This is a genomic window from Streptomyces sp. NPDC002776 (assembly GCF_053592195.1).
The window spans coordinates 220181-239906 of record NZ_JBSFVG010000007.1 but is presented as its reverse complement, the minus strand read 5'-3'; the positions used below and the strand labels follow the sequence as shown (position 1 = coordinate 239906).

14 protein-coding genes and 1 pseudogene are annotated in these 19726 nt (G+C 70.4%); 5 read left to right on the top strand and 10 right to left on the bottom strand.

Going from position 1 to position 19726, the window contains the following annotated elements:
- The first annotated feature begins 126 nt into the window (after positions 1–126).
- From ACWD11_RS17130 to ACWD11_RS17110, 5 genes and pseudogenes are all read left to right on the top strand, one after another.
- Positions 127–573: a hypothetical protein gene (locus ACWD11_RS17130; RefSeq protein ID WP_451283784.1), complete on the top strand. Its 447-nt coding sequence runs from the start codon at positions 127–129 to the stop codon at positions 571–573.
- A 32-nt stretch (positions 574–605) separates the two neighbouring features.
- Positions 606–1172 (top strand): hypothetical protein, encoded by a 567-nt coding sequence (locus tag ACWD11_RS17125; RefSeq protein WP_451283782.1) that lies wholly within the window; start codon positions 606–608, stop codon positions 1170–1172.
- 666 nt (positions 1173–1838) lie between these two features.
- The gene (locus ACWD11_RS17120) at positions 1839–5120 is read left to right on the top strand and encodes a LamG-like jellyroll fold domain-containing protein (protein ID WP_451283780.1); all 3282 of its coding nucleotides are present in this window, start codon (positions 1839–1841) and stop codon (positions 5118–5120) included.
- A gap of 178 nt (positions 5121–5298) precedes the next feature.
- Positions 5299–7632 (top strand): annotated as a pseudogene (locus ACWD11_RS17115) (AbfB domain-containing protein); the annotation flags it as partial.
- Between the two features lie 36 nt (positions 7633–7668).
- The gene (locus tag ACWD11_RS17110) at positions 7669–8130 is read left to right on the top strand and encodes an AbfB domain-containing protein (RefSeq protein ID WP_451283936.1); all 462 of its coding nucleotides are present in this window, start codon (positions 7669–7671) and stop codon (positions 8128–8130) included.
- Positions 8131–8179: 49 nt separating this feature from the next.
- On the opposite strand, the gene ACWD11_RS17105 is transcribed toward ACWD11_RS17110, so the two are convergent.
- The 10 genes from ACWD11_RS17105 to ACWD11_RS17060 all read right to left on the bottom strand — a co-directional run bounded on the left by ACWD11_RS17105 (position 8180) and on the right by ACWD11_RS17060 (position 19545).
- A complete protein-coding gene (locus ACWD11_RS17105; RefSeq protein ID WP_451283778.1) occupies positions 8180–9682 on the bottom strand; it encodes a glycoside hydrolase family 43 protein in 1503 nt (500 codons plus the stop codon).
- 124 nt (positions 9683–9806) lie between these two features.
- The gene (locus tag ACWD11_RS17100; protein ID WP_451283777.1) at positions 9807–10841 is read right to left on the bottom strand and encodes an ABC transporter permease; all 1035 of its coding nucleotides are present in this window, start codon (positions 10839–10841) and stop codon (positions 9807–9809) included.
- Positions 10838–11800, bottom strand: a complete 963-nt coding sequence (locus ACWD11_RS17095; RefSeq protein WP_389417278.1) for an ABC transporter permease — start codon at positions 11798–11800, stop codon at positions 10838–10840. Before ACWD11_RS17095 ends, ACWD11_RS17100 begins: the two co-directional genes overlap by 4 nt.
- Positions 11793–13352 (bottom strand): sugar ABC transporter ATP-binding protein, encoded by a 1560-nt coding sequence (locus ACWD11_RS17090; protein WP_451283774.1) that lies wholly within the window; start codon positions 13350–13352, stop codon positions 11793–11795. Before ACWD11_RS17090 ends, ACWD11_RS17095 begins: the two co-directional genes overlap by 8 nt.
- Positions 13353–13425: 73 nt before the next feature.
- The gene (locus ACWD11_RS17085) at positions 13426–14523 is read right to left on the bottom strand and encodes an ABC transporter substrate-binding protein (protein ID WP_451283772.1); all 1098 of its coding nucleotides are present in this window, start codon (positions 14521–14523) and stop codon (positions 13426–13428) included.
- 224 nt (positions 14524–14747) lie between these two features.
- Positions 14748–15764 carry a LacI family DNA-binding transcriptional regulator gene (locus ACWD11_RS17080; protein WP_389417275.1) on the bottom strand — a complete coding sequence of 339 codons (1017 nt, stop codon included), beginning with the start codon at positions 15762–15764 and terminating at the stop codon, positions 14748–14750.
- Between the two features lie 178 nt (positions 15765–15942).
- Positions 15943–17043 carry a sensor histidine kinase gene (locus tag ACWD11_RS17075; RefSeq protein WP_451283770.1) on the bottom strand — a complete coding sequence of 367 codons (1101 nt, stop codon included), beginning with the start codon at positions 17041–17043 and terminating at the stop codon, positions 15943–15945.
- On the bottom strand, positions 17036–17785 hold the full coding sequence (locus ACWD11_RS17070) for a response regulator transcription factor (RefSeq protein WP_451283768.1): 750 nt from the start codon (positions 17783–17785) through the stop codon (positions 17036–17038). Before ACWD11_RS17070 ends, ACWD11_RS17075 begins: the two co-directional genes overlap by 8 nt.
- Positions 17786–18209: 424 nt before the next feature.
- Positions 18210–18914: a VanZ family protein gene (locus tag ACWD11_RS17065; protein ID WP_451283766.1), complete on the bottom strand. Its 705-nt coding sequence runs from the start codon at positions 18912–18914 to the stop codon at positions 18210–18212.
- An 88-nt stretch (positions 18915–19002) separates the two neighbouring features.
- Positions 19003–19545: a GNAT family N-acetyltransferase gene (locus ACWD11_RS17060; protein ID WP_389417272.1), complete on the bottom strand. Its 543-nt coding sequence runs from the start codon at positions 19543–19545 to the stop codon at positions 19003–19005.
- Positions 19546–19726 lie beyond the last annotated feature (181 nt).

The following is a 19726-nucleotide window of genomic DNA, read 5'->3' as shown; positions in this document are numbered from 1 at the left end:
CACAGGGCTGGCCAGTGCCTGGCGCCCGCGACGGAGAAGCCGCCCCCGGAACCGATCCCCCGGCCGCCGTGTCCTCCTTCGCAAGTGGTGGTTCCACGCCACGGGGCCACCGGTGAAAGGGGAGCCATGGGGCAGTTACGCGAGGGGGCTCATGTCGGCGCATGGGCCGTCAGCGGGGTCATCGGCCTCGCCGTGCTGTACGTGATCGGGGCGTTCGCCTTCGGCGGCGCGGCGTGGATCACCGCACCCTTCCGGGGGGAGGTGGACGAGCGCGAGAACACGGTGGCGTCCGGGGAGTTCCGCCGGACCACCTACGAGACGTTCTTCGATCTGTGCGCGGCCGTACAGAACGCCGAAGGAACGATGCAGGCGCTCCTCGAGGAGCGGGAGACCGCCTCGGAGGCACGGGCGACGCAGATCGATCAGTCGATCACCGCGCTCAAGGCCACTCGGATCGAGTCCGTCAACGACTACAACGCCAAGGCCGCTCAGGAGCACCGCGCGCCCTTCCGCGACCAGGAGCTGCCGTACCGGCTGGACGCCGACGCGGAGCGTACGACATGCGCCCACTGATCCCCACCACTCCGGGAAGAGGACGGCAAGGGATGAAGATGCTCGTGCACACGGTCCTGCTCGGCGTCGTCGCGCTCGCCGTGGGCCTCGCCCTCACCTCCTGTACCGGCGACTCCAGCCAGGACAAGGAGAACAAGGCCAAGCAGGAGAACTACGACCACCTGGTGGCCCAGCAGCCGGCGGGCCGCATGGAGTACTCCCCCACCCGCGAAGCGATCAACCAGTGGATCAAGACGTGGGGCAAACGGGGCAAACTCTCGTACGTCTACATTCAGAACGCCAAAGGCGAGTACGGGTACTTCATCATGAAGGGCCTCCCGGTGCCCCGCTGCAAGATGCTCACCCCCACCGAGCGTGTGGAGTCCTCCTCCGACGGCATCGCGGTCCTCCCGCAGCCCGGCATGGACGGCACGTACTCCTCGGGCTCCACGTGCAACGCCTACTACGGCTTCGACGCCACGACGGGTGCGTACATGGAGTTCACCGTCGGCACGAACCAGTCCTTCTTCCTGTTCGACAAGCCCATGACGATGCCGGAGTACGCGAGCGCCAGGCAGTTGGGGCCGACGTCGGTGAAGGAGGTCGGCGAGCGACGCTGAGCCGGACCACTCGGTCTCCGCCACACCGTCGTGGCCAAGCGGTGTCGATGTGCCAAGTCCGTCCCGGACCGGTCGAGTTGGTGGTCGGGCGACGTTCCGGATGCACCCGTGGGGCGGACGAGGACCCTGGCGGGCGTACGACGACCGGTCCGGCGCGGAGCAATGGCGGCGCGGGCGGGGCCAGTGCCTGGGCGACCGCGGCAGAGGACGAGCCGTACACGGTGGCCGAGGAGTTTGTGCCGCAAATCCGTTCCGAGGCGGTCGCGTTCGCCGGGGGCTCACCACGCGACCGGATCACTTCGGCGGCAAGTGCCCACGCGGCCACCGGTCGTCCCGTCTTCGGCGCCGACGGCGCGACCGGCGTGCGGTACCGGACGCTACGACGCCGGCAACGAGTTCTTCCAAGTGCACGACGACGCCGGCGCCTTCCTCCACCGGGTGACGGACCGCACCGCCCGCTTCGTCTCCCGCGCCGACGACATCGGCCGGGCCAGGGGGTGACGACCCGGCGCCGGGGCTTGTGACGGTAAGTCAACCCAGGGGTGCGAGAGGTCTGGACAGCTGTGAGAGGCCGTGCTGTCATACCGCTGTCACCCATTTCCAACGTTGAAAAGGCCCGCTCCGGCGCCCCCGACCGGTCACGGCCTCTGCACGAGGAAAGGTTCGATGACACCACACCGCACCCGTACCCGTACCCGAGCCAGATGGTGGGCGCTGCTCGCGACGGCCGCCCTGACCCTGACGCCGGTGGGCCTGCTGCCCACCGCGACGGCCGCGGAGCAGCCGAGCAGTGTGTCGGCACCCCCGGCCGAACGGACCGCCGTCCAGACGCACGGCCTGAAGGGCGAGTACTTCAGCATGTCGGCGCCCGGCGCCCGCGACTTCGCCGAACTGGGCGGCGCCCTCCTCGACCCCCAGATCAACTTCTCCGGACTCACCAGTACCTTCGAGGAGTTGACCGGGCAGACCGAACACACCACCGCACGCTGGACGGGACACATAACAGCGCCCGCCACCGGCGACTACACCTTCCACGCCATCGGCGACAACGGCTTCCGCCTCTACATCGACGACGAGCCCGTCATCGACCACTGGGTGGGCGACTGGGACCGCGAACAGACCAGCGCCCCCGTACGGCTGACCGCCGGTGAACCGCACGACTTCCGCCTGGAGATGTTCCAGGACACCGGCGGAGCCAACATGTATCTGCGCTGGTCGACACCGACCCTGCCCAGACAGATCGTGCCGATGTCGGCGTTCACCCCGCCGGCCGGCTTCGAGGTCTACCCGGTGGAGCCCTCCGTCGCCGCTGACGGCAAGCGGCTGCGCCTGCGCTTCGACGGCCGCGTGGGCGGGCTCCAGGCGATCGGGGATCACCTCGAGATCGAGGCGGACACCACCGCCATGCCCATCGGGTCGGTCGCGCCCTACCCGGGCGACGACACCTCCCTGCTGGTCACGCTCACCAAGCCGATCCAGAAGAACCAGCTGGTCCGGGTCTCCTACGACGGCCAGGGCGGCCTGACGGTCGGCGGCGAGAGCGTGCCGAAGGTCATCCGCTACGCCGAGAACGCCTCCGCCCACCGGCTCACCACACCGTGGGGCGACAAACTCGACAAGCAGCACCCGCTGCCCGAGTACCCGCGCCCGCAGCAGGTGCGGTCCGCGTGGAAGAACCTCAACGGGCCCTGGCAGTTCAGCGCCGCCGAGGAGGGCGAGGAGCCGGTCTTCGGCAAGAGCCTCGACGAGAAGATCATCGTGCCGTTCCCCGTCGAGTCCCAGCTGTCGGGCCTGGAGCGGCACGAGGACCACATGTTCTACCGCAGGCTCGTCGACGTCCCCAGGGACTGGAAGGTGGGCACCGACAGCCGCGCCAACCGGCTCAAGCTCCACTTCGGCGCCGTGGACTACCGCGCCCGCGTGTACGTCAACGGCTCCGAGGTCGCCGAACACACCGGCGGCTACACGGCCTTCAGCGCCGACATCACCGACGCGCTGAAGGGCACCGGCCCCCAGGAGATCGTCGTCGCCGTCACCGACACGGGCGGCGCGAACCAGCCCATGGGCAAGCAGTCCACGCACCCCAGCGGCATCTTCTACACCCAGACGTCCGGCATCTGGCAGACCGTCTGGATGGAGCCCGTCGCGCCCGCGTCCATCGACGACATCGTCACCACCCCCGACATCGACACGGGCACCCTCGCCGTGACGGTCGACGCCGACGGCGCCTCCCCCGCCGCCCGCGTGGAGGCCGTGGCCCGCGACGCCCGCGGCACGGTCGTCGGCCGGGTCAGCGGACCGGCGAACGAGCAACTCACCCTGCCCGTGGCCGAGCAGCATCTGTGGAGCCCGGACGACCCCTACCTCTACGACCTCGACGTCAAGCTCACCGACGGCAGGTCCACCGACACGGTCGACAGCTACTTCGGCATGCGCGAGGTCGGCATCGAGAAGGTCGGCGGCTTCAACAAGCTCGTTCTCAACGGCAAGCCGGTCTTCTCCCTGGCCACCCTGGACCAGGGCTTCTGGCCGGACGGTCTGTACACCGCGCCCAGCGACGAGGCCCTCGCCTTCGACCTCAAGGCGCACAAGAAGCTCGGCTTCAACGCCGTCCGCAAACACATCAAGGTGGAGCCGGACCGCTGGTTCTACCACGCCGACAGGCTCGGGCTGCTGGTCTGGCAGGACTTCGTCTCCGGCAACATCACCGACGAGACGGGTCAGAAGGCCTTCGTGGACCAGGGCCGGGAGATGATGCGGCAGCACCACGACGCACCGTCCGTCATCGGCTGGATCGTCTTCAACGAGGGCTGGGGCGAGTGGAGTCGCGAGGAGACCGGCCGCATCGCGGAGTCCGTGAAGGCCGCCGACCCGTCCCGTGTCGTGAACGCCCACAGCGGGGTCAACTGCTGCAACTCCAAGGGTGATTCGGGCAAGGGCGACATCATCGACCACCACGACTACAACAACACCGATCCCGCCTTCCCCGACGGGACCCGGGCCGCCATGGACGGCGAGCACGGCGGCTTCACCCTGCGCACCCCGGGACACATGTGGCCCGGCGCCCCGACCGTGATCTACAGCGGTGTCACCACCAAGGAGGAGCTGACCCGCAAGTACGTCGAGAACACCGAGCGGTTCTATCTCGCGCAGGCCGGCGCGGAGCTGTCCGGATCGGTGTACACCCAGATCACCGACCTGGAGAACGAACTCAACGGCCTCTACACCTACGACCGTCGCGAGATCAAGGTGGACCCGGCCCAGGTGCGGGACATCAACCGCAAGGTGATCGCCGCCGGAGCCGCCGCGGGCTCGCAGAAGCCGCTGACGGGCGGCGGGCACTGGAGCCTGGATGAGAACGCCGGCACCACCGCCCAGGACCAGGGCCCCGCCGACCGACCCCTCACCCTGCGCGAGGGTGCCTCCTGGACCCCCGGTGTCAGCGGCAGCGCGCTGAAGTTCGACGGCCAGAAGCAGTACGCGGCGACCGCCGGACCGGTGCTCGACACCGCCGGCAGCTACTCCGTGGCGGCCTGGGTCCGGCTCGACCAGCTCCCCGGCAACTACGCCACCGCCGTCAGCCAGGACTCCCGCGCCACGGCCAACTCCTTCTACCTCCAGTACGGGCACGGCACCTTCGCCTTCAGCACGCCCGGCGAACGCCGCGCCCAGGTGCCCGCTGCCGTGGAGACGGGCCGCTGGTACCACCTCGTCGGCGTCCGCGACGCCGACGACAACGAGATCCGGCTGTACGTCGACGGCGCGCTCGCGGCGACCGGCACCGGCGGCACCGCGTATCCGAGCACCGGCCCGCTGACCGTGGGCCGGGCCCACTGGGACGGCTCCCAGGTCGACTTCTGGAACGGGGCGGTCGACGAGGTCCACGCCTTCGACAAGGCACTGACAGCCGAGGAGGTGGGCGGCCTCCACGCCGACGAGAAGCCCTGACCGACAGCGCACAAAAAACGGTTCCGGTGGCAGGAGGCCACCTCCCGCCACCGGAACCCCCGGGCGGGGCCCTTCACCTCCGCCTTCGCTCACCCCCGCACGGACTCCCGCACGCTGCTCGTGCCGTCGGCCGCGCGGCAGCGGGACTCCCCGTGCCCGTCTGCCCTGGAGGAGTTCGATGCGCCGCATCATCGCCTGCCTGGCGGCCCTGTTGGCGATGACCGGAGGCTTACTCGTCTCCGGCACCACCACCGCCACCGCCGCCGTCACCCTCAAGACACCGCCGCTGAGCACCCCGTGGACCGGTCAGGTGTCCACCACCAATCCCCTGCCGGACTATCCCCGGCCGCAGATGACCAGACCGGACTGGCAGTCCCTCAACGGGGAGTGGCAGTTCCTCAACCCGCCGACCGACAGCTCGGGCAACGTCAACCGCAACGCCGCTCCGCCGGTCGGCCAGACCCTGCCCGAACGCATCCTCGTGCCCTATCCGGTGGAGTCGGCGCTGTCCGGCATCATGCGCAACGACAACCGGGACCTGATGTTCTACAAGCGCACCTTCACCGTCCCGCAGAGCTGGGCCGGCCAGCGGGTGCAACTGCACTTCGGGGCCGTCGACCACGAGGCCACGGTCTGGGTCAACGGCACCCAGGTCACCACCCACAAGGGCGGATACGACCGCTTCGAGGTCGACATCACCCCGCAGTTGAGCGGCGGCACGAACGAACTGATCGTCCGCGTCTACGACCCGACCGACGGACGAGGTGAGAAGCAGCCGGTCGGCAAGCAGGTGAACAACCCCGGCGGCATCTTCTACACCCCCTCCTCCGGCATCTGGCAGACGGTGTGGATGGAACCCACTCCCGCCTCCTCGATCTACTCCGTCGACATCGTGCCGAACCTCTCGGACAACACCGCGCGGGTCCGCGTCTTCACCCGGGGCAACGTCGGCGGCCACACCGTCCTGGCCGAGGCGATGTCGGGCTCCCAGGTGGTGGGCAGCTCGACCGGCGGCTTCACCGAGTTCTCCGTCCCCGTGCCCGACGCTCGCCGCTGGTCGCCCGACGACCCCTTCCTGTACGACCTGCGGGTCACCCTGCGCGATGCCGCCGGCAACCCGGTCGACCGGGTTACCAGCTACTTCGGCATGCGCGAGGTCGGCAAGAAGATGCTCAACGGGGTCATGCGCCCCACCCTGAACGGAGAGTTCGTCTTCCAGATCGGCACCCTGGACCAGGGGTTCTGGCCGGACGGCCTCTACACCGCGCCCACTGACGCTGCCCTCGCCTTCGACGTGCAGAAGCACAAGGACCTGGGCTTCAACATGGTGCGCAAGCACATCAAGGTCGAGCCCCCACGCTGGTACTACCACGCCGACCGGCTCGGGCTGTTGGTGTGGCAGGACATCCCCTCCACACCCGCGTCCGACCAAAGCCGCACCCCGGCACAGATCGCGCAGTTCGAGACCGAGGCCCGCGAGATCATCGACGAGCACCGCTTCTCCCCCGCCATGGTCACCTACGTCCCGTTCAACGAGGGCTGGGGCGAGTGGGACCTCGCCGCCACCCGTCGCGTCACCACCGACCTGGAGAACTACGACCCGACCCGGCTGATGAACCCGCACAGCGGCTTCAACTGCTGTGCCTCCAGGGGCGACCCCGGCACCGGTGACATCATCGACTGGCACGCCTACACCGGCCCGGACGCCCCACGCCCGTCGGCCACCCGGATCTCCGTGCTCGGCGAGTTCGGCGGCATCGGGCTGCGCACACCCGGTCACGAGTACAGCCCGAACGGCCAGTTCTTCGCCTACGAGCAGGTCTCCAGCCGCGAGCAGCTGAACGACCGCTACACCGGCATGGTCCGTGACGCACAGCAGCTGATGACCACCAAGGGCCTGTCGGCGTACGTCTACACCGAGATCACCGACGTCGAGGGCGAGTACAACGGACTGTTCACCTACGACCGGCGCGTGCAGAAGGTCGACACCAACCAGCTGCGCGCGGCCCACGGCGCGCTCATCCGCGCCTCACGCAACCTCAACGCCCCGGTCGCCCTCACCCTCGGGCACGTCCGCTCCTTCAAGGTGACCACGCCGGGCTTCACCGACCGCTACCTGCGGCACGCCAACTCCCTTGTCCGCACGGATGTGATCAGCAGCACCTCCGGTGACGGCGCCCGCCAGGACGCCTCCTTCCGCACGGTCCCCGGACTGGCCGATCCGCGCTGCTACTCCTTCGAGGCGGTCAACCAGCCCGGCCGCTATCTGCGCCACGCCGACAGTCGGGTCCGCATCGACGCGGACACCGGCGGCCCGTTCGCCGCGGACGCCACCTGGTGCAGCCGGGCCGGCCTCGCCGCGGGCGGCACGTCCTTCGAGTCGCTCAACCACCCCGGCCACTACCTGAGGCACTACGCGGACAATGTGTATCTCGCCCGCAGCGGCGGCCCCAACGCCTGGGACACGCCTGCTTCCTTCGCCGCCGACGCCACCTGGAACACCGGCGACCCGGCCCTGTGGCGCAGCTCCGTACTGCTGCCCACCGATGTGCGGCGGTCGTTGCGGGTGACCACCTGGGGGCACACCAACCGCTTCCTGCGGCACGCCGACAGCCTCGCCCGCACCGACATCGTCGACGCGGGCAGCAGCGCGCTGCTCAAGCAGGACGCGACGTACACCGTGCGGCGCGGGCTCGCCGACTCCTCCTGCTACTCCTTCGAGTCGGTGAACTACCCGGGTCAGTTCCTGCGGCACGCCGGCAGCCGGGTGCGCAACTCGCCCGACGACGGCTCGGCGCTGTTCCGCCAGGACGCCACCTTCTGCGCCCGCCCGGGGATCGGCGGGACGGGGGTCACCTTCGAGTCGATCAACATCCCCGGCTCGTTCCTGCGGCATCACGACTCGCAGGTGTACATCGCCTCCGGCAACGGCGGCGGTGACGTCTTCGACCGTCCGCAGACCCTGACGGCCGACAGCAGCTGGGACCTCGCGGCCCCGTGGGCGCCCTGATCCACCCGTGACTCCCCGAGAGGTATCGAACCTCTCGGGGAGCGCTCGGTCACTGCGCCGGGCTCACCGCCACGTTGTCGAAGGACGCGGCGGCGTCGAAGACGCGGACGCCGTTCGCACCGCTGCGGTAGGTGCCGTCGGTGACGGAGATTTTCGGCGTCGTCATGTCGTCGACGTACACCTTGATCGAGGAACCGACGGCCGTGACGCGCAACCGGTGGGTCGAGCCGGGCGCGATCGGCATCCGGGCGGTGCCCAGCTCGGTCCAGCTGTCGTTCGCCCGGCCCAGGACCACCTTGCCGCTGGGGCTGAGGCCGGCGTAGTAGCCGGAGTAGCTGTCCCAGCCGACCGACGGCCGGGTCACCCGGAAAGTCAGGCCGGCGTCACCGCCGCCGGAGGTGACCGTGACATCGGCGTCCTGGGTGAAGTCGGCGAAGTTCGTGTCGAGCAGGGCCTTGCTGCCCAGCGACTGGTTCACCCGGTAGCGCCCGTCACCGGCCGACCAGGATCCGCCGTAGGTCTTCCAGCCCAGCGCGTTGCCGTCGGCGAAGTTGTCCTTCACCTGCATCTGGACCCGGCGGATGGTTCCGTCGGCGTTGAAGTGGAGCCGGTCGTAGGCGAGTTGGCGGTGGTTGCCGTCGGTCTCGCTGAGCGGGCGGCGGTGGTAGACGATGTACCAGACGTCGGTGCCGGGCACGTTGACGACGGAGTGGTGGCCGGAACCCCTGGCGACGGCCGGGTCCTGGGCGAGCACCTTGTCGATCTTCCTGAACGGACCGGTGGGCGAGTCGGACATGGCGTACGACACCGAGTAGTCCGGGCCGGTCCAGCCGCCCTCGGACCACATCAGGTAGTACCTGCCGTTCCGCTTGAACATGAAGGAGCCCTCGGTGTAGTTCTCCGGGGTGATCTCCTTGTAGGTCGTCCCGTCGGCGAAGGTGCCGAGGCTCGTCATGTCCGGGTTGAGCTTGACCACGTTGGCGTGGTGCCAGCCGCCGTAGTACATGTACGCCTGACCGTCGTCGTCGATGAAGACGTCCTGGTCGATGGGCTGGGCGCCGTTGTGGAACTGCGAGATCAGCGGCCGGCCGATCGCGTCCTTGTAGGGGCCCTCCGGCTTGTCCGCGACGGCGACGCCGATGCCGCCGAGCTGGGCGTTGTTCTGGATGTCGTTGGCGGCGAAGTACAGGTAGTACTTGCCGTTCCGCTTCACCGGCGCCGGGGCCCACAGGGCGTACTTGGCCCAGGAGACGTTCGCCGTCGACAGCACGTTCGGGTGCTTGGTCCAGTTGACCAGGTCGGTGGAGGAGAACGCGTCGAGGTACGTCTGCTCGGAGTAGGCCTTGGAGGTGGTGGGGTAGACCCAGTAACGCCCGTCGTAGATCTCGGTGTCGGGATCGGCGTACCAGCCGTCGACGAAGGGGTTGCCCGCCTCGGACGTGCCGTACACGGGGGCGGCGACGGCGGCGGAGGGCGAAAGCATGGCAAGGAGCCCGCCGACGAGCAGCGCGGCACAGGACTTGGCGAGGATCCCGGTCGATCTTGCGGTCATGGCTGGACCTCCGAGGAGTGGGGGGGACGGCTCGGTCGCCGCGTGCTGCGCGCGGCCGGCCGGTGGGAACCGGACGCGGCGGCCGGGGGGCCGGGGGAGGCACGGCTGCCGCGTCCGGGGCTCGTCACATCAGTCGGCGTCTGCGGCCCAGCCAGGTCTGGGCGATGACGACCACGGCCAGGAAGGCGCCGCTGACGACTTGCTGGTAGGAGGAGTCGAGCGAACCGATCTGGTTGATGACGTTCTGGATCACTTTGAGGAGCAGGACGCCGACCAGGGACCCGCTGACGTAGCCGAGGCCGCCGGTGAGCAGGGTGCCGCCGATGACGACGGCGGCGATGGCCTCCAGCTCCATGCCGTTGCCGACGATGGTGACGCCGGACGCCAGCCAGGCCGCGTTGAGGGCGCCGGCCAGGCCGGCGAGCAGTCCGGACAGGGCGTAGACCAGGATTTTCGTACGGGCCACCGGGGCGCCCATCAGGGCCGCCGCGTCCTCGTTGCCGCCGACGGCGTACACATGCTGCCCGAAGCGGGCCCGGCGCAGCACGACGGCGCCCGCGACGAACAGCGCCAGCGTGATCCACACCGGGTTGCCGAGGCCGAGGGTGCTGCCCTGGCCCAGTTCGGCGAGGAAGGAGCCCTTGCCGATGAGGTAGGTGTCGGCGCCCTCGTCGGTCATCGCGAGCATCAGCCCGCGCGCGCCCAGCATGGCGGCGAGGGTGACGATGAAGGGGGCGAGCCGGGACCGGGCCACCAGCAGGCCGTTGACCACGCCGATCAGCCCGCAGACCGCGAGCGGCAGCAGCAGCGCCACCAGGGTGCCGTGGCGTGATCCCCAGGCGGCCAGGACGCCGCCGAGGGCGAAGAGGGAACCGACGGACAGGTCGATCCCGCCGGTGATGATGACGAAGGTCATGCCCAGGGCGACGATCGCCAGGAAGGCCGAACTGGTCGCCATGTTGGAGAGGTTGTCGCCGGTGGCGAAGGAGTCGAAGGAGAACGACGCCACCAGGGAGACGAGCGCCAGCACGGCCAGCGCGCCGTGCTGCTGGACCAGCGCGCTGAGCCGTTCGGCCCGGGCGGAGCCGACCGGCTCGGCGCGCTCCTTGTGTTCGATGCTCGCGGTGGTCACGGGCGTGTCCGTCCCGGTGGCGGTCATCGCTTCCCCCGTCCCCGCGCCGCGTAGACCGCGGCGACGATCACCATGGCCTGCGCGATCTGCGTCCAGGACGGCGGCAGGTCGTGCTTGATGAGCGTGGCCGTCAGGAGCTGGATGAGGACGGCTCCGGCCACGGTTCCCGCGATGTTCACGCGGCCGCCGGTCAGCGGGGTACCGCCGACCACCACCGCCGTGATCGCGGACAGTTCCATCAGATTGCCCAGCGAGGTCGGGTCGCTGGCCTGAAGGCGCGCGGTGGCCAGCACGCCCGCGACCGCCGCGAGCAGCGCGCACACGACGTACACGATGATCAGTACGCGGCGCACCGGCAGTCCGGCGAGCTGCGCCGCGGGGCGGCTGTCGCCGATGGCCAGCAGCCGGCGTCCGAAGGTGGTGCGGCGCACCACGAACGCGACGAGCAGCGCCAGGGCCGAGGCGATCAGGAACAGGTACGGCACGCCCAGGACGTCACCGGAGCCCAGGGAGGCCAGGGCGGGGTTGCGCAAGTCCTCCAGCTGCGGGAGGAGCACCAGTGCCAGGCCCCGGCCGCCGACCATCAACGCCAGGGTGGCGACGATGGGCTGGACGCCGATGAACGCCACCAGCGCTCCGTTGGCCAGTCCGACACCGGCCGCGAACAGGGCGACCATGAGCAGGGTCGGCAGGAGGCCGTAGCCGAGGTAGAGGGCGGTGACGGAGGCCGCCAGCGCCATCACGGCGCCGACGGACAGGTCGACGCCCTCGGTGCCGATGACCAGGGCCATGCCGAGCGCGACGATGATGACCGGGGCGACCTGGACGGCCTGGGTGCGGAAGTTCTCCGCGGACAGGAAGTGCGGGGTGATGAGGACGTTGACGACGAGCAGCACCGTCACACCGGCGTAGACGCCGTAAGTCTGCAGCCAGTGCAGCAGGCGGTCCTTGTCCAACGGGACGGTGCGCAGGGTGACTTCAGCCATCGGCGGCCGCCTCCTCGCCGGCGTCCCCGGCGGGGCCGTGCCCGGCGATCGTCCGCATCAGCTTCTCCTCGGTGACGTCGTCGCCGCTCAACTCGCCGACGACGGCACCGTCCTTCAGCACGACCACGCGGTCGGACCCTTCGATCAGTTCCTCCAGGTCGGAGGAGATGAGCAGGACGCCCAGGCCGTCGGCGGCCAGTTCGTCGACGAGTTTCTGCACCTCGGCCTTGGCGCCGACGTCGATGCCCCGGGTGGGTTCGTCGAGCAGGAGCACCTTGGGGTTCATGGCGAGCCAGCGGGCCAGCAGCACCTTCTGCTGGTTTCCGCCGGAGAGTTCGCCCGCCTTCTGATGGGGTGAGGACGCCTTGATGCGCAGCCGCTCGATGAAGGTGTCCACGACCGCGTCGACGCGCGCCTCGGAGACCAGGCCGAAGCGGGACATGCGCGGCAGCACGGCGAGGGCGATGTTCTCCCGTACCGACAGGCCCGGCACGATGCCCTCGCTCTTGCGGTCCTCGGGCAGCAGGCTGACGCCGGCCCGGATGGCGGCCGGCGTGGAGCCCGCGCGCAGCGGCACCCCGGCCACCGTGACCGTGCCCGAACGCGGTTGCAGGGCACCGGCGATGGTCTTCGCCGTCTCGGTGCGGCCGGAGCCGAGCAGACCACTCAGGCCGACGACCTCGCCGGGGCGGATGCTCACCGAGACACCGTGCAGCTTGTGCGGGACCGTCAACTCCTGTGCCCGCAGCACCGGTTCGGCGTCGGCCGCGCCGTGCTCGCCGGTGAACTTGGTCAGGCCCTCCGTGCGGACCTCGCCCAGGTCCCGGCCGAGCATGGTCGACACCAGTTGGAGGCGGTCGAGCCGGGCCAGTTCGCCGTGGTGGACGCGGCGGCCGTCGCGCAGCACGGTGACGGTGCCGCACACCTCGTACAGCTCGTCCAGGCGGTGGCTGACGTAGACGACCGCGATGCCCGCGTCGCGCAGGCGCCGTATCACCGTGAAGAGGGTCTCCACCTCGCGCGGTTCCAGGGAGGAGGTCGGTTCGTCCATGATGACGATCCGCGCCTCGGTGGCGACGGCCCGCGCCAGGGCGACCATCTGCTGGGCGCCGACGCCGAGGGTGCGCAAGGGGCGGCGGACGTCCACCCGCACGCCGTAGCCGCGCAGGGTCTCCTCGGCCTCGCGGTTCATCCGGGGCAGGTCCAGCACGCCGAGGCGGTTGCGCGGCTCGCGGCCCAGGAAGAGGTTGCGGGCGACGCTGAGCAGCGGGATGAGGTTGACCTCCTGGTAGATGGTGGAGATGCCCGCCTTCTGCGCCTCCAGCGGGGTGGCGAAGGAGACCGTGCGGCCCAGGAAGACGATCTCGCCCGCGTCGGGCCGGTACACACCGGTCAGGAGTTTGATCAGGGTCGACTTGCCGGCGCCGTTCTCGCCGATCAGGGCGTGCACCTCGCCGGCGCGCAGGGTGAGGTCCACGTCGTCCAGGGCCCGGACGCCGGGGAAGGTCTTGCTCAGTCCGCGGACGGCAAGGACTTCGGCGGGGGGTGCCACCTGTGCCTCCAGGATGCGGGGAAGGGATTGCGGGGGCGGAAGGGGGCCCGGCTCGACGGGCCCCCGGGGCACGTCAGTACGCCTTGCCGATGTCGCTCTGCGCGTTGGCCTCGTCGTAGGCACCGTCCTCGATAACGATGTCCTGGGCGACTTCCTCACCCTGCGTGAAGGTCTCCAGCGTCTGGAAGGCCAGCGGACCGAAGCGCGGGTTGGACTCGATGACCCCGCTGATCCAGCCGTCCACGACGCCCTGGACGGCGTTGCGGGTACCGTCCACCGTGACGATCTTGACCTCGCCGGCCTTCTTGCCCGCGCCCTTCAGCGCGGCGACCGCGCCGAGGCCCATCTCGTCGTTCTCGGCGTAGATGCCCTTGATGCCGGGCTTGGACTGGATGAGCTGCTCGGTGACCTGCTGGCCCTTCTCTCGGGCGAAGTCGCCGGTCTGCTCGAAGACGACCTTCAGCTCGGGTGCCTTCTCCGCGATGCGGTCCTTGAAGCCCTTGGTGCGCTCGGTGGTGACGTTGTTGCCCGCCGAGCCGAGCAGGATCGCCACCTCGCCCTTGCCGCCGGTCGCCTCGATCATCTGGTCGGCGGCGCGCCGGCCCTGCTCGACGAAGTCGGAGGCGATGAAGGAGACGTAGTCCTTGCAGGCCGTGGCGTTGATCTTGCGGTCGATGGTGACGATGGGGACCTTCTTGGCGGCGGCGGCCTGGAGGACCGGGTCCCAGCCGTCGGAGTTGAGCGGGGCGATGACCAGCAGGTCGGCGCCCTTGGCCAGCAGATCCTGTACGTCGCTGATCTGCTTGGAGAACTGTGACTGGGCGTTGGCCGTCAGCAGTTTCACGCCCCGCTTCCTCGCCTCGTCCTTGATGGACTGCGTCTCGGCGATACGGAACGGGTTGGCTTCCTTCTCGGACTGGGAGAAGCCGACGGTGGCGTCCTTGAGGTCGAGCTTCTCGGCGCCGTAGGCGTCGATGGTGCAGGTCTTGCCGCCCGGCGCGGGCGAGGCGGCCTTCTGTTCGGCGTCCGCGTTGGACGCGGAGGAGGTGTCGGCACCGGCCGCGTCGTCCTCCGACTTCGCGCAGGAAGTGGCGGTCAGGGCGACCGCGGCGGCGAGGGAGACGACCACGGGACGGGCGAGGAGGCGACGGCGGTGAGTGGTGCGCTGCATGGTGACCCCGATCCGGGCGACGCTGGAAGGGAATGGGGGAGGTGGTGAACGGACGAAGACCGAGCGGATATCGAGCACAGTGGTGCTTCTCCCCCGGCGGGAAAGGTTGTTCGGCCCGCCGCACAGAGGTTTTTACATCGTTGGAAGGACGCTGTAAACCCCCTGTGCACACGCCTTCACACCGGGCGTCGGGACGGAAGGTCAGCGGGGAGCGGGCCCGGGGCTCACCCCTGGGAGCGCCCCAGCGTGCTCTCCCGCTGCACCAGGCGGTAGTCCGCCCACACCCGGCGCGGCTCGGGCGGTGCCCCGTCGCCGAGCCGGGCCAGCACCGACTCCACCGCCAGCCGGCCGATGGCCTCCTTGTCCGGTGACACCGAGGTGAGCGTCACCGCGCCGAACCGCCCCTCGACCACGTCGTCGAAGCCGACGAGCGCGATGTCCTCGGGCACCCGCAGCCCCCGTTCGTGCAGGACCCGCATCGCGCCGATGGCCATCGGGTCGTTGTAGGCGAAGACCGCGTCCGGGCACCGCCCGGAGTCCAGCAGGCGTGCCATGGCCGCCGCCCCGTCCGCATGGCCCCAGCCGTCGGTGGCGGCCACCAGCGCGTCGTCGGCAGGCAGTCCGGCGGCGGTGAGTTCCTCGCGCCAGCCGCGCACGCGCAGTTGGGCCGGTTCGCTGCGACCGCGCCGCGCACCGATGAACGCCACCTCCCGCCGCCCCAGGTCGAGCAGGTGGCGCACCGCGGCGCGGGCGGCGGCCACGTTGTCGATGGCGATGTGGTCGTACGGCAGGTCGTAGTCCCGTTCGCCGAGCAGCACCAGCGGGACGTGCTCGGACTGGTCGCGCAGGTCCTCGGCCTCCAGCTCGATGGGGCTGAGGATGAGCCCGTCGATCACCCTCGCCCGGAATCCCTGGCTGACCAGGACTTCCTGTTCGCGCAGGCCGCCGGTGTGGTCGAGCAGGACGATGTAGTCGTGAGCGGCGGCGGCGTCGATGACGGCGGCGGCGAGTTCGGCGAAGTAGGGGTTGCCGAGTTCGGGCAGGGCGAGCGCGATGATGCCCGTGCGTCCTTTGCGCAGGTGCCGGGCGGCGAGGTTGGGCCGGTAGCCGAGCGCGTCGATGGACCGCTGGACGCGCTCGCGCATGGCCGGTGTGACGTGCTGGTAGTTGTTCACCACGTTGGAGACGGTCTTGATGGAGACCCCAGCGTGCGCGGCAACGTCCTTGAGGCTGACCCGCACGGCAATCCCTTCACAGCGTCCCGGCCGGTGTGGCCGGTGCGGGTACGGGGTCGTCACCGTGGGCCGTGCGCCGAGTTCCCGTACGCGACTTTTACAACGTTATACAGGCACGTTATACAGGCGTGTCGCCAGGCTGACAAGGTAAAGGATCGACGGGGCCCCGCCAACGGACCGGCGCCTACGGCATGCCGGGCAGCCGGACCGTCACGACAAGGCCCCCGGTGGGGCGGGTGGCCAGGTCGAGGGTGCCGTCGTGGGCGCGGACGATGCTGTGCACGATGGCGAGGCCGAGCCCGACCCCGGCATGCTCGTCGGTGCGGACGCGTTCCGTTCCGCGCTGGAAGGGTTCGGTGAGGGTCGGCACCAGTTCCGGGGGAATCGGGTGGCCCGTGTTCTCGACCCGCAGCACGCTCGCGCCGCCCTGCGCCGCGGTGTGGACGGTCACCGTGCCGCCGGCGGGGAGGTTGTGGACGACGGCGTTCTGGACGAGGTTCGTCGCCATCCGCAACAGGAGTTCCGCGGAGCCGCTGGTACGGGCCGCCGTGCCGGTGACGTCGAGCGTGATGCCGCGCTGTTCGGCGAGGGGAAGCAGCGTCTCGGCGGCCTCTTCGGCCACCAGGGAGAGGTCGACGCTCTCCCGGACGATGTTCCCGCGGTCGCTGCGGCTGAGCAGCAACAGGGCCTCGGTGAGGTCGATCGCGCGGGCGTTGACGGCCTGGAGGCGTTCGATGAGCTCGCCCCGGTCCCGGGCCGGGTCCCTGCGGGCGACGTCGAGCAGGGTCTGGGAGATGGCCAGCGGGGTGCGCAGTTCGTGCGAGGCGTTCGCGGCGAATCTCCGCTGCTCGGCGACGTGCGACTCGAGCTGTTCGAGCATGGTGTCGAAGGCGTCGGCGAGTTCACGGAACTCGTCCTGGCGGCCCGTCATGCGGATGCGGTGGGACAGTGATCCGTTTCCGGCCAGCCGGGTCGCGGCCGTGATGTGGGTCAGCGGCGCGAGCATGCGCCCGGCGAGGAGCCAGCCCCCGACGAGGCCGAACGCGAGCAGGAAGGCCATCGCCCAGGCGGCGGCGGGGGCGAAGGTGCGCACCAGGAGGTAGCGGTTGGGCGAGACCCCGAGCAGGCCCTGGGAGTTGTCGGGGACGTAGCGCAGCAGGAACCACCACACCACGGCCAGCAGCAGAGCACCGGCGACGGCGAGGAAGCCCGCGTAGCTGAGGGTGAGTTTCAGCCGGACGCTGAGCCCTGGGCTTCTAGGGCTGAGCCCTGGGCTCCTAGGCATCCGTACGGCGGGGGCGGTTGGTGTCGATGGCATCCGTACGGCCGGGGCGGTCGGCGACGATGTCATCCGTACGGCCGGGGCGGTCGGTGTCGATGCGGTAGCCGACCCCCGGCACCGTGGCGATGATCCACGGCTCGCCGAGCCGTTTGCGCAGTGCGGAGACGGTAATGCGGACGGCGTTGGTGAGGGGGTCGGCGTTCTCGTCCCAGGCCCGCTCCAGCAGTTCCTCGGAGCTGACGACGCCTCCTTCGGCGGCGACGAGGACCTCCAGCACGGCGAACTGCTTGCGGGTGAGCGCCACGTAGCGCCCGTCGCGGAAGACCTCCCGGCGGAAGGGGTCCAGACGCAGGCCCGCGATCTCGCGGACCGGGGGCCGGGCGTACGCCCGCCTGCGGTCGAGCGCCCTCAGCCGCAGGACGAGCTCCCTCAGCTCGAACGGCTTGGTGAGGTAGTCGTCGGCGCCGAGCTCGAACCCGGAGGCCTTGTCGTCGATGCGGTCGGCGGCGGTGAGCATGAGGATCGGGATGCCGCTGCCGGAGGCGACGATGCGCCGGGCGACCTCGTCGCCGGAGGGGCCGGGGATGTCACGGTCGAGGACCGCGAGGTCGTAGGAGTTGACGCTGAGCAGTTCCAGGGCGGAGTCACCGTCGCCGGCGATGTCGGCGGCGATCGCCTCCAGCCGCAGACCGTCCCGGACGGCTTCGGCGAGGTACGGCTCGTCCTCCACGATCAGTACGCGCATGTCGGCAGCTTAGGCAGCGGGGCATATCGGGGGCGTATGCGGGAGCGGGGGGCGTCGGGGAGCGCTGCCGCGGGGCGCTGCCGCGGGGGGCCCGGTCTCGTCCGGCGCGCCGTCGTCCGCGCCGACCGCGTCGGCCGCCCCGGGCGCGGCTCGGCTTGCCGCTGCTGGCGTGGGGCGGGGGCGACTCGCCGCTGCCAGCCCGGGGTGACGCTCAGCTCGCCGCTGCCAGCGCAGGGCGCGGCTCAGCTTTCCCTGCCAGCGTCGGGCACGGCTCAGCCCACCGCTGCCAGCCCAGGGTGACACTCAGCTCACCGCTGCCAGCACAGGGCACGGCCCAAGCCGCCCCGGCCGGCGTCGGGCACGGCTCAACTTCCCCGGCCAGCACAGGGCACGGCCCAGGTCACCCCGGCCAGCCGCGCACGACTCAGCCCACCCCAACCAGCCCCGCGCGATGCTCGTCCGGCGCCGCTTGCGTCCCCGTACGCCACCAGCGGCGCGACGCCAGCCCGGCCAGTACGGCACCGGCGGCGTTGACGAGGACGTCGTCCACGGAGGACACCCGGTCAAGGCTCAGGACGTACTGTGCGGTTTCCACCAGGACCGAGCAGCCCGCCCCCAGTGCCAGGACCCTCGGTACGGACGCCAGCGCCGCGAACCGCATCGGCGCGAAGAACCCCAGTGCCGCGAAAACCAGCAGGTTGCCGACGATTCCGAGCGGCCCCATCGTGACCAGGTCCCGCAGGGGCACCAGGCTCACCCGGGCGGGCGCGGTTCCGGCCTCACCGCCCGGCATCATGGTCAGCCACAGGAACGGCGCCGTCCCGTGGACCATGCCCACCTCGGCCACCGACCTCCGCCACGCCGACCCAGCACCGGCGGCACGCCGACACCGCGCCAGCACCCACGCCGCCAGCAAGGCCACCGGCACGGTGACCAGCGTCATGAGCACCACGCCGTTGAAGGTGTCGAAGCAGCCGTGCCACCGCCCGGCCATGCAGGTCGGCGCGGCCATCATGAGCGGCCGCCGCAGGAAGAACAGGACGCCCGCCAGGGCGAGCACCGCGAGGGCGGCGCTCACGATCCCGCGTGTGCGTCGGGCGGGCGCTGACACGGATGTGTTGGAGTCCATGCCCTCCATTGCAGGGTGAGGGCCGTTGTGGTGGCGTATCCGATTTTCCATACGCCCGCGATACAGGCACCTCCGGGCGCCGGTGCCGTCAGCCTGCCGAGCCCGGCTTCCAGTCCTCGGCGAGCAGACCGAGCAGCACCTCGTCCAGGAACTCCCCCATCACCCAGGCCGATGAGCGCAACACGCCCTCGCGGACGAAGCCGTTGCGTTCGGCGGCGCGCAGCATCGGGGTGTTGTCCGACAGCGTGTCGATCTGCAGCCGGTGCAGGCCGCGCACGACGAAGCCGTAGTGGCACAGCACCGCGACCACATCGGTGCCGTAGCCCTTGCCGCGGCAGGTGGGCAGCAGCCCCAGCCCTATGTGCGCCGACCGGTTGTGGGTGTCGAGGCCCCAGAGCGTCGCGAGGCCGGCCAGCGTGCCGCCGTCCAACTCCACCACGGAGAACGGGACGCGCCCCTGCTCCGTGTCGTCCCCTGCGAGCAGCGGGTCCTTGGAGCCGGGCGAGAGCGGCCGCCACGGCCCGGCCTCGGCCCGTGACGCGCCGGCCACGTCGTCGTGGAGCTCGGTCCGCAGGACCGGGATGTCTTCCTCGTGGCGGGCCCTGAGCCCGACCTTGTTACCCCGCAGCATGCGAGCTTCCTATCCGACCGGCCTGCCGCGCGGCAATCGAATTGGAGGCCGCGCGTCCCGTGCGGTGGACGGGCCAGCCGATCCGTCAGCGGCGGACCGAGGCGGCGAACTCCCGGAGAAACAGCGCTTCCACGTGCGCCATGTGCTCGATCTCCCTAGGACGACGCTCTCGTTGGGCGCG

What these genes read in the sequence shown, in the direction of transcription:
- ACWD11_RS17085 (WP_451283772.1), bottom strand. Translation starts at nt 14,523, where the DNA reads ATGCAGCGCACCACTCACCGCCGTCGCCTCCTCGCCCGTCCCGTGGTC.
- ACWD11_RS17065 (WP_451283766.1), bottom strand. Translation starts at nt 18,914, where the DNA reads ATGGACTCCAACACATCCGTGTCAGCGCCCGCCCGACGCACACGCGGG.
- ACWD11_RS17105 (WP_451283778.1), bottom strand. Translation starts at nt 9,682, where the DNA reads ATGACCGCAAGATCGACCGGGATCCTCGCCAAGTCCTGTGCCGCGCTG.
- ACWD11_RS17075 (WP_451283770.1), bottom strand. Translation starts at nt 17,043, where the DNA reads ATGCCTAGGAGCCCAGGGCTCAGCCCTAGAAGCCCAGGGCTCAGCGTC.
- ACWD11_RS17100 (WP_451283777.1), bottom strand. Translation starts at nt 10,841, where the DNA reads ATGACCGCCACCGGGACGGACACGCCCGTGACCACCGCGAGCATCGAA.
- ACWD11_RS17070 (WP_451283768.1), bottom strand. Translation starts at nt 17,785, where the DNA reads ATGCGCGTACTGATCGTGGAGGACGAGCCGTACCTCGCCGAAGCCGTC.
- ACWD11_RS17125 (WP_451283782.1), top strand. Translation starts at nt 606, where the DNA reads ATGAAGATGCTCGTGCACACGGTCCTGCTCGGCGTCGTCGCGCTCGCC.
- ACWD11_RS17120 (WP_451283780.1), top strand. Translation starts at nt 1,839, where the DNA reads ATGACACCACACCGCACCCGTACCCGTACCCGAGCCAGATGGTGGGCG.
- ACWD11_RS17060 (WP_389417272.1), bottom strand. Translation starts at nt 19,545, where the DNA reads ATGCTGCGGGGTAACAAGGTCGGGCTCAGGGCCCGCCACGAGGAAGAC.
- ACWD11_RS17095 (WP_389417278.1), bottom strand. Translation starts at nt 11,800, where the DNA reads ATGGCTGAAGTCACCCTGCGCACCGTCCCGTTGGACAAGGACCGCCTG.
- ACWD11_RS17130 (WP_451283784.1), top strand. Translation starts at nt 127, where the DNA reads ATGGGGCAGTTACGCGAGGGGGCTCATGTCGGCGCATGGGCCGTCAGC.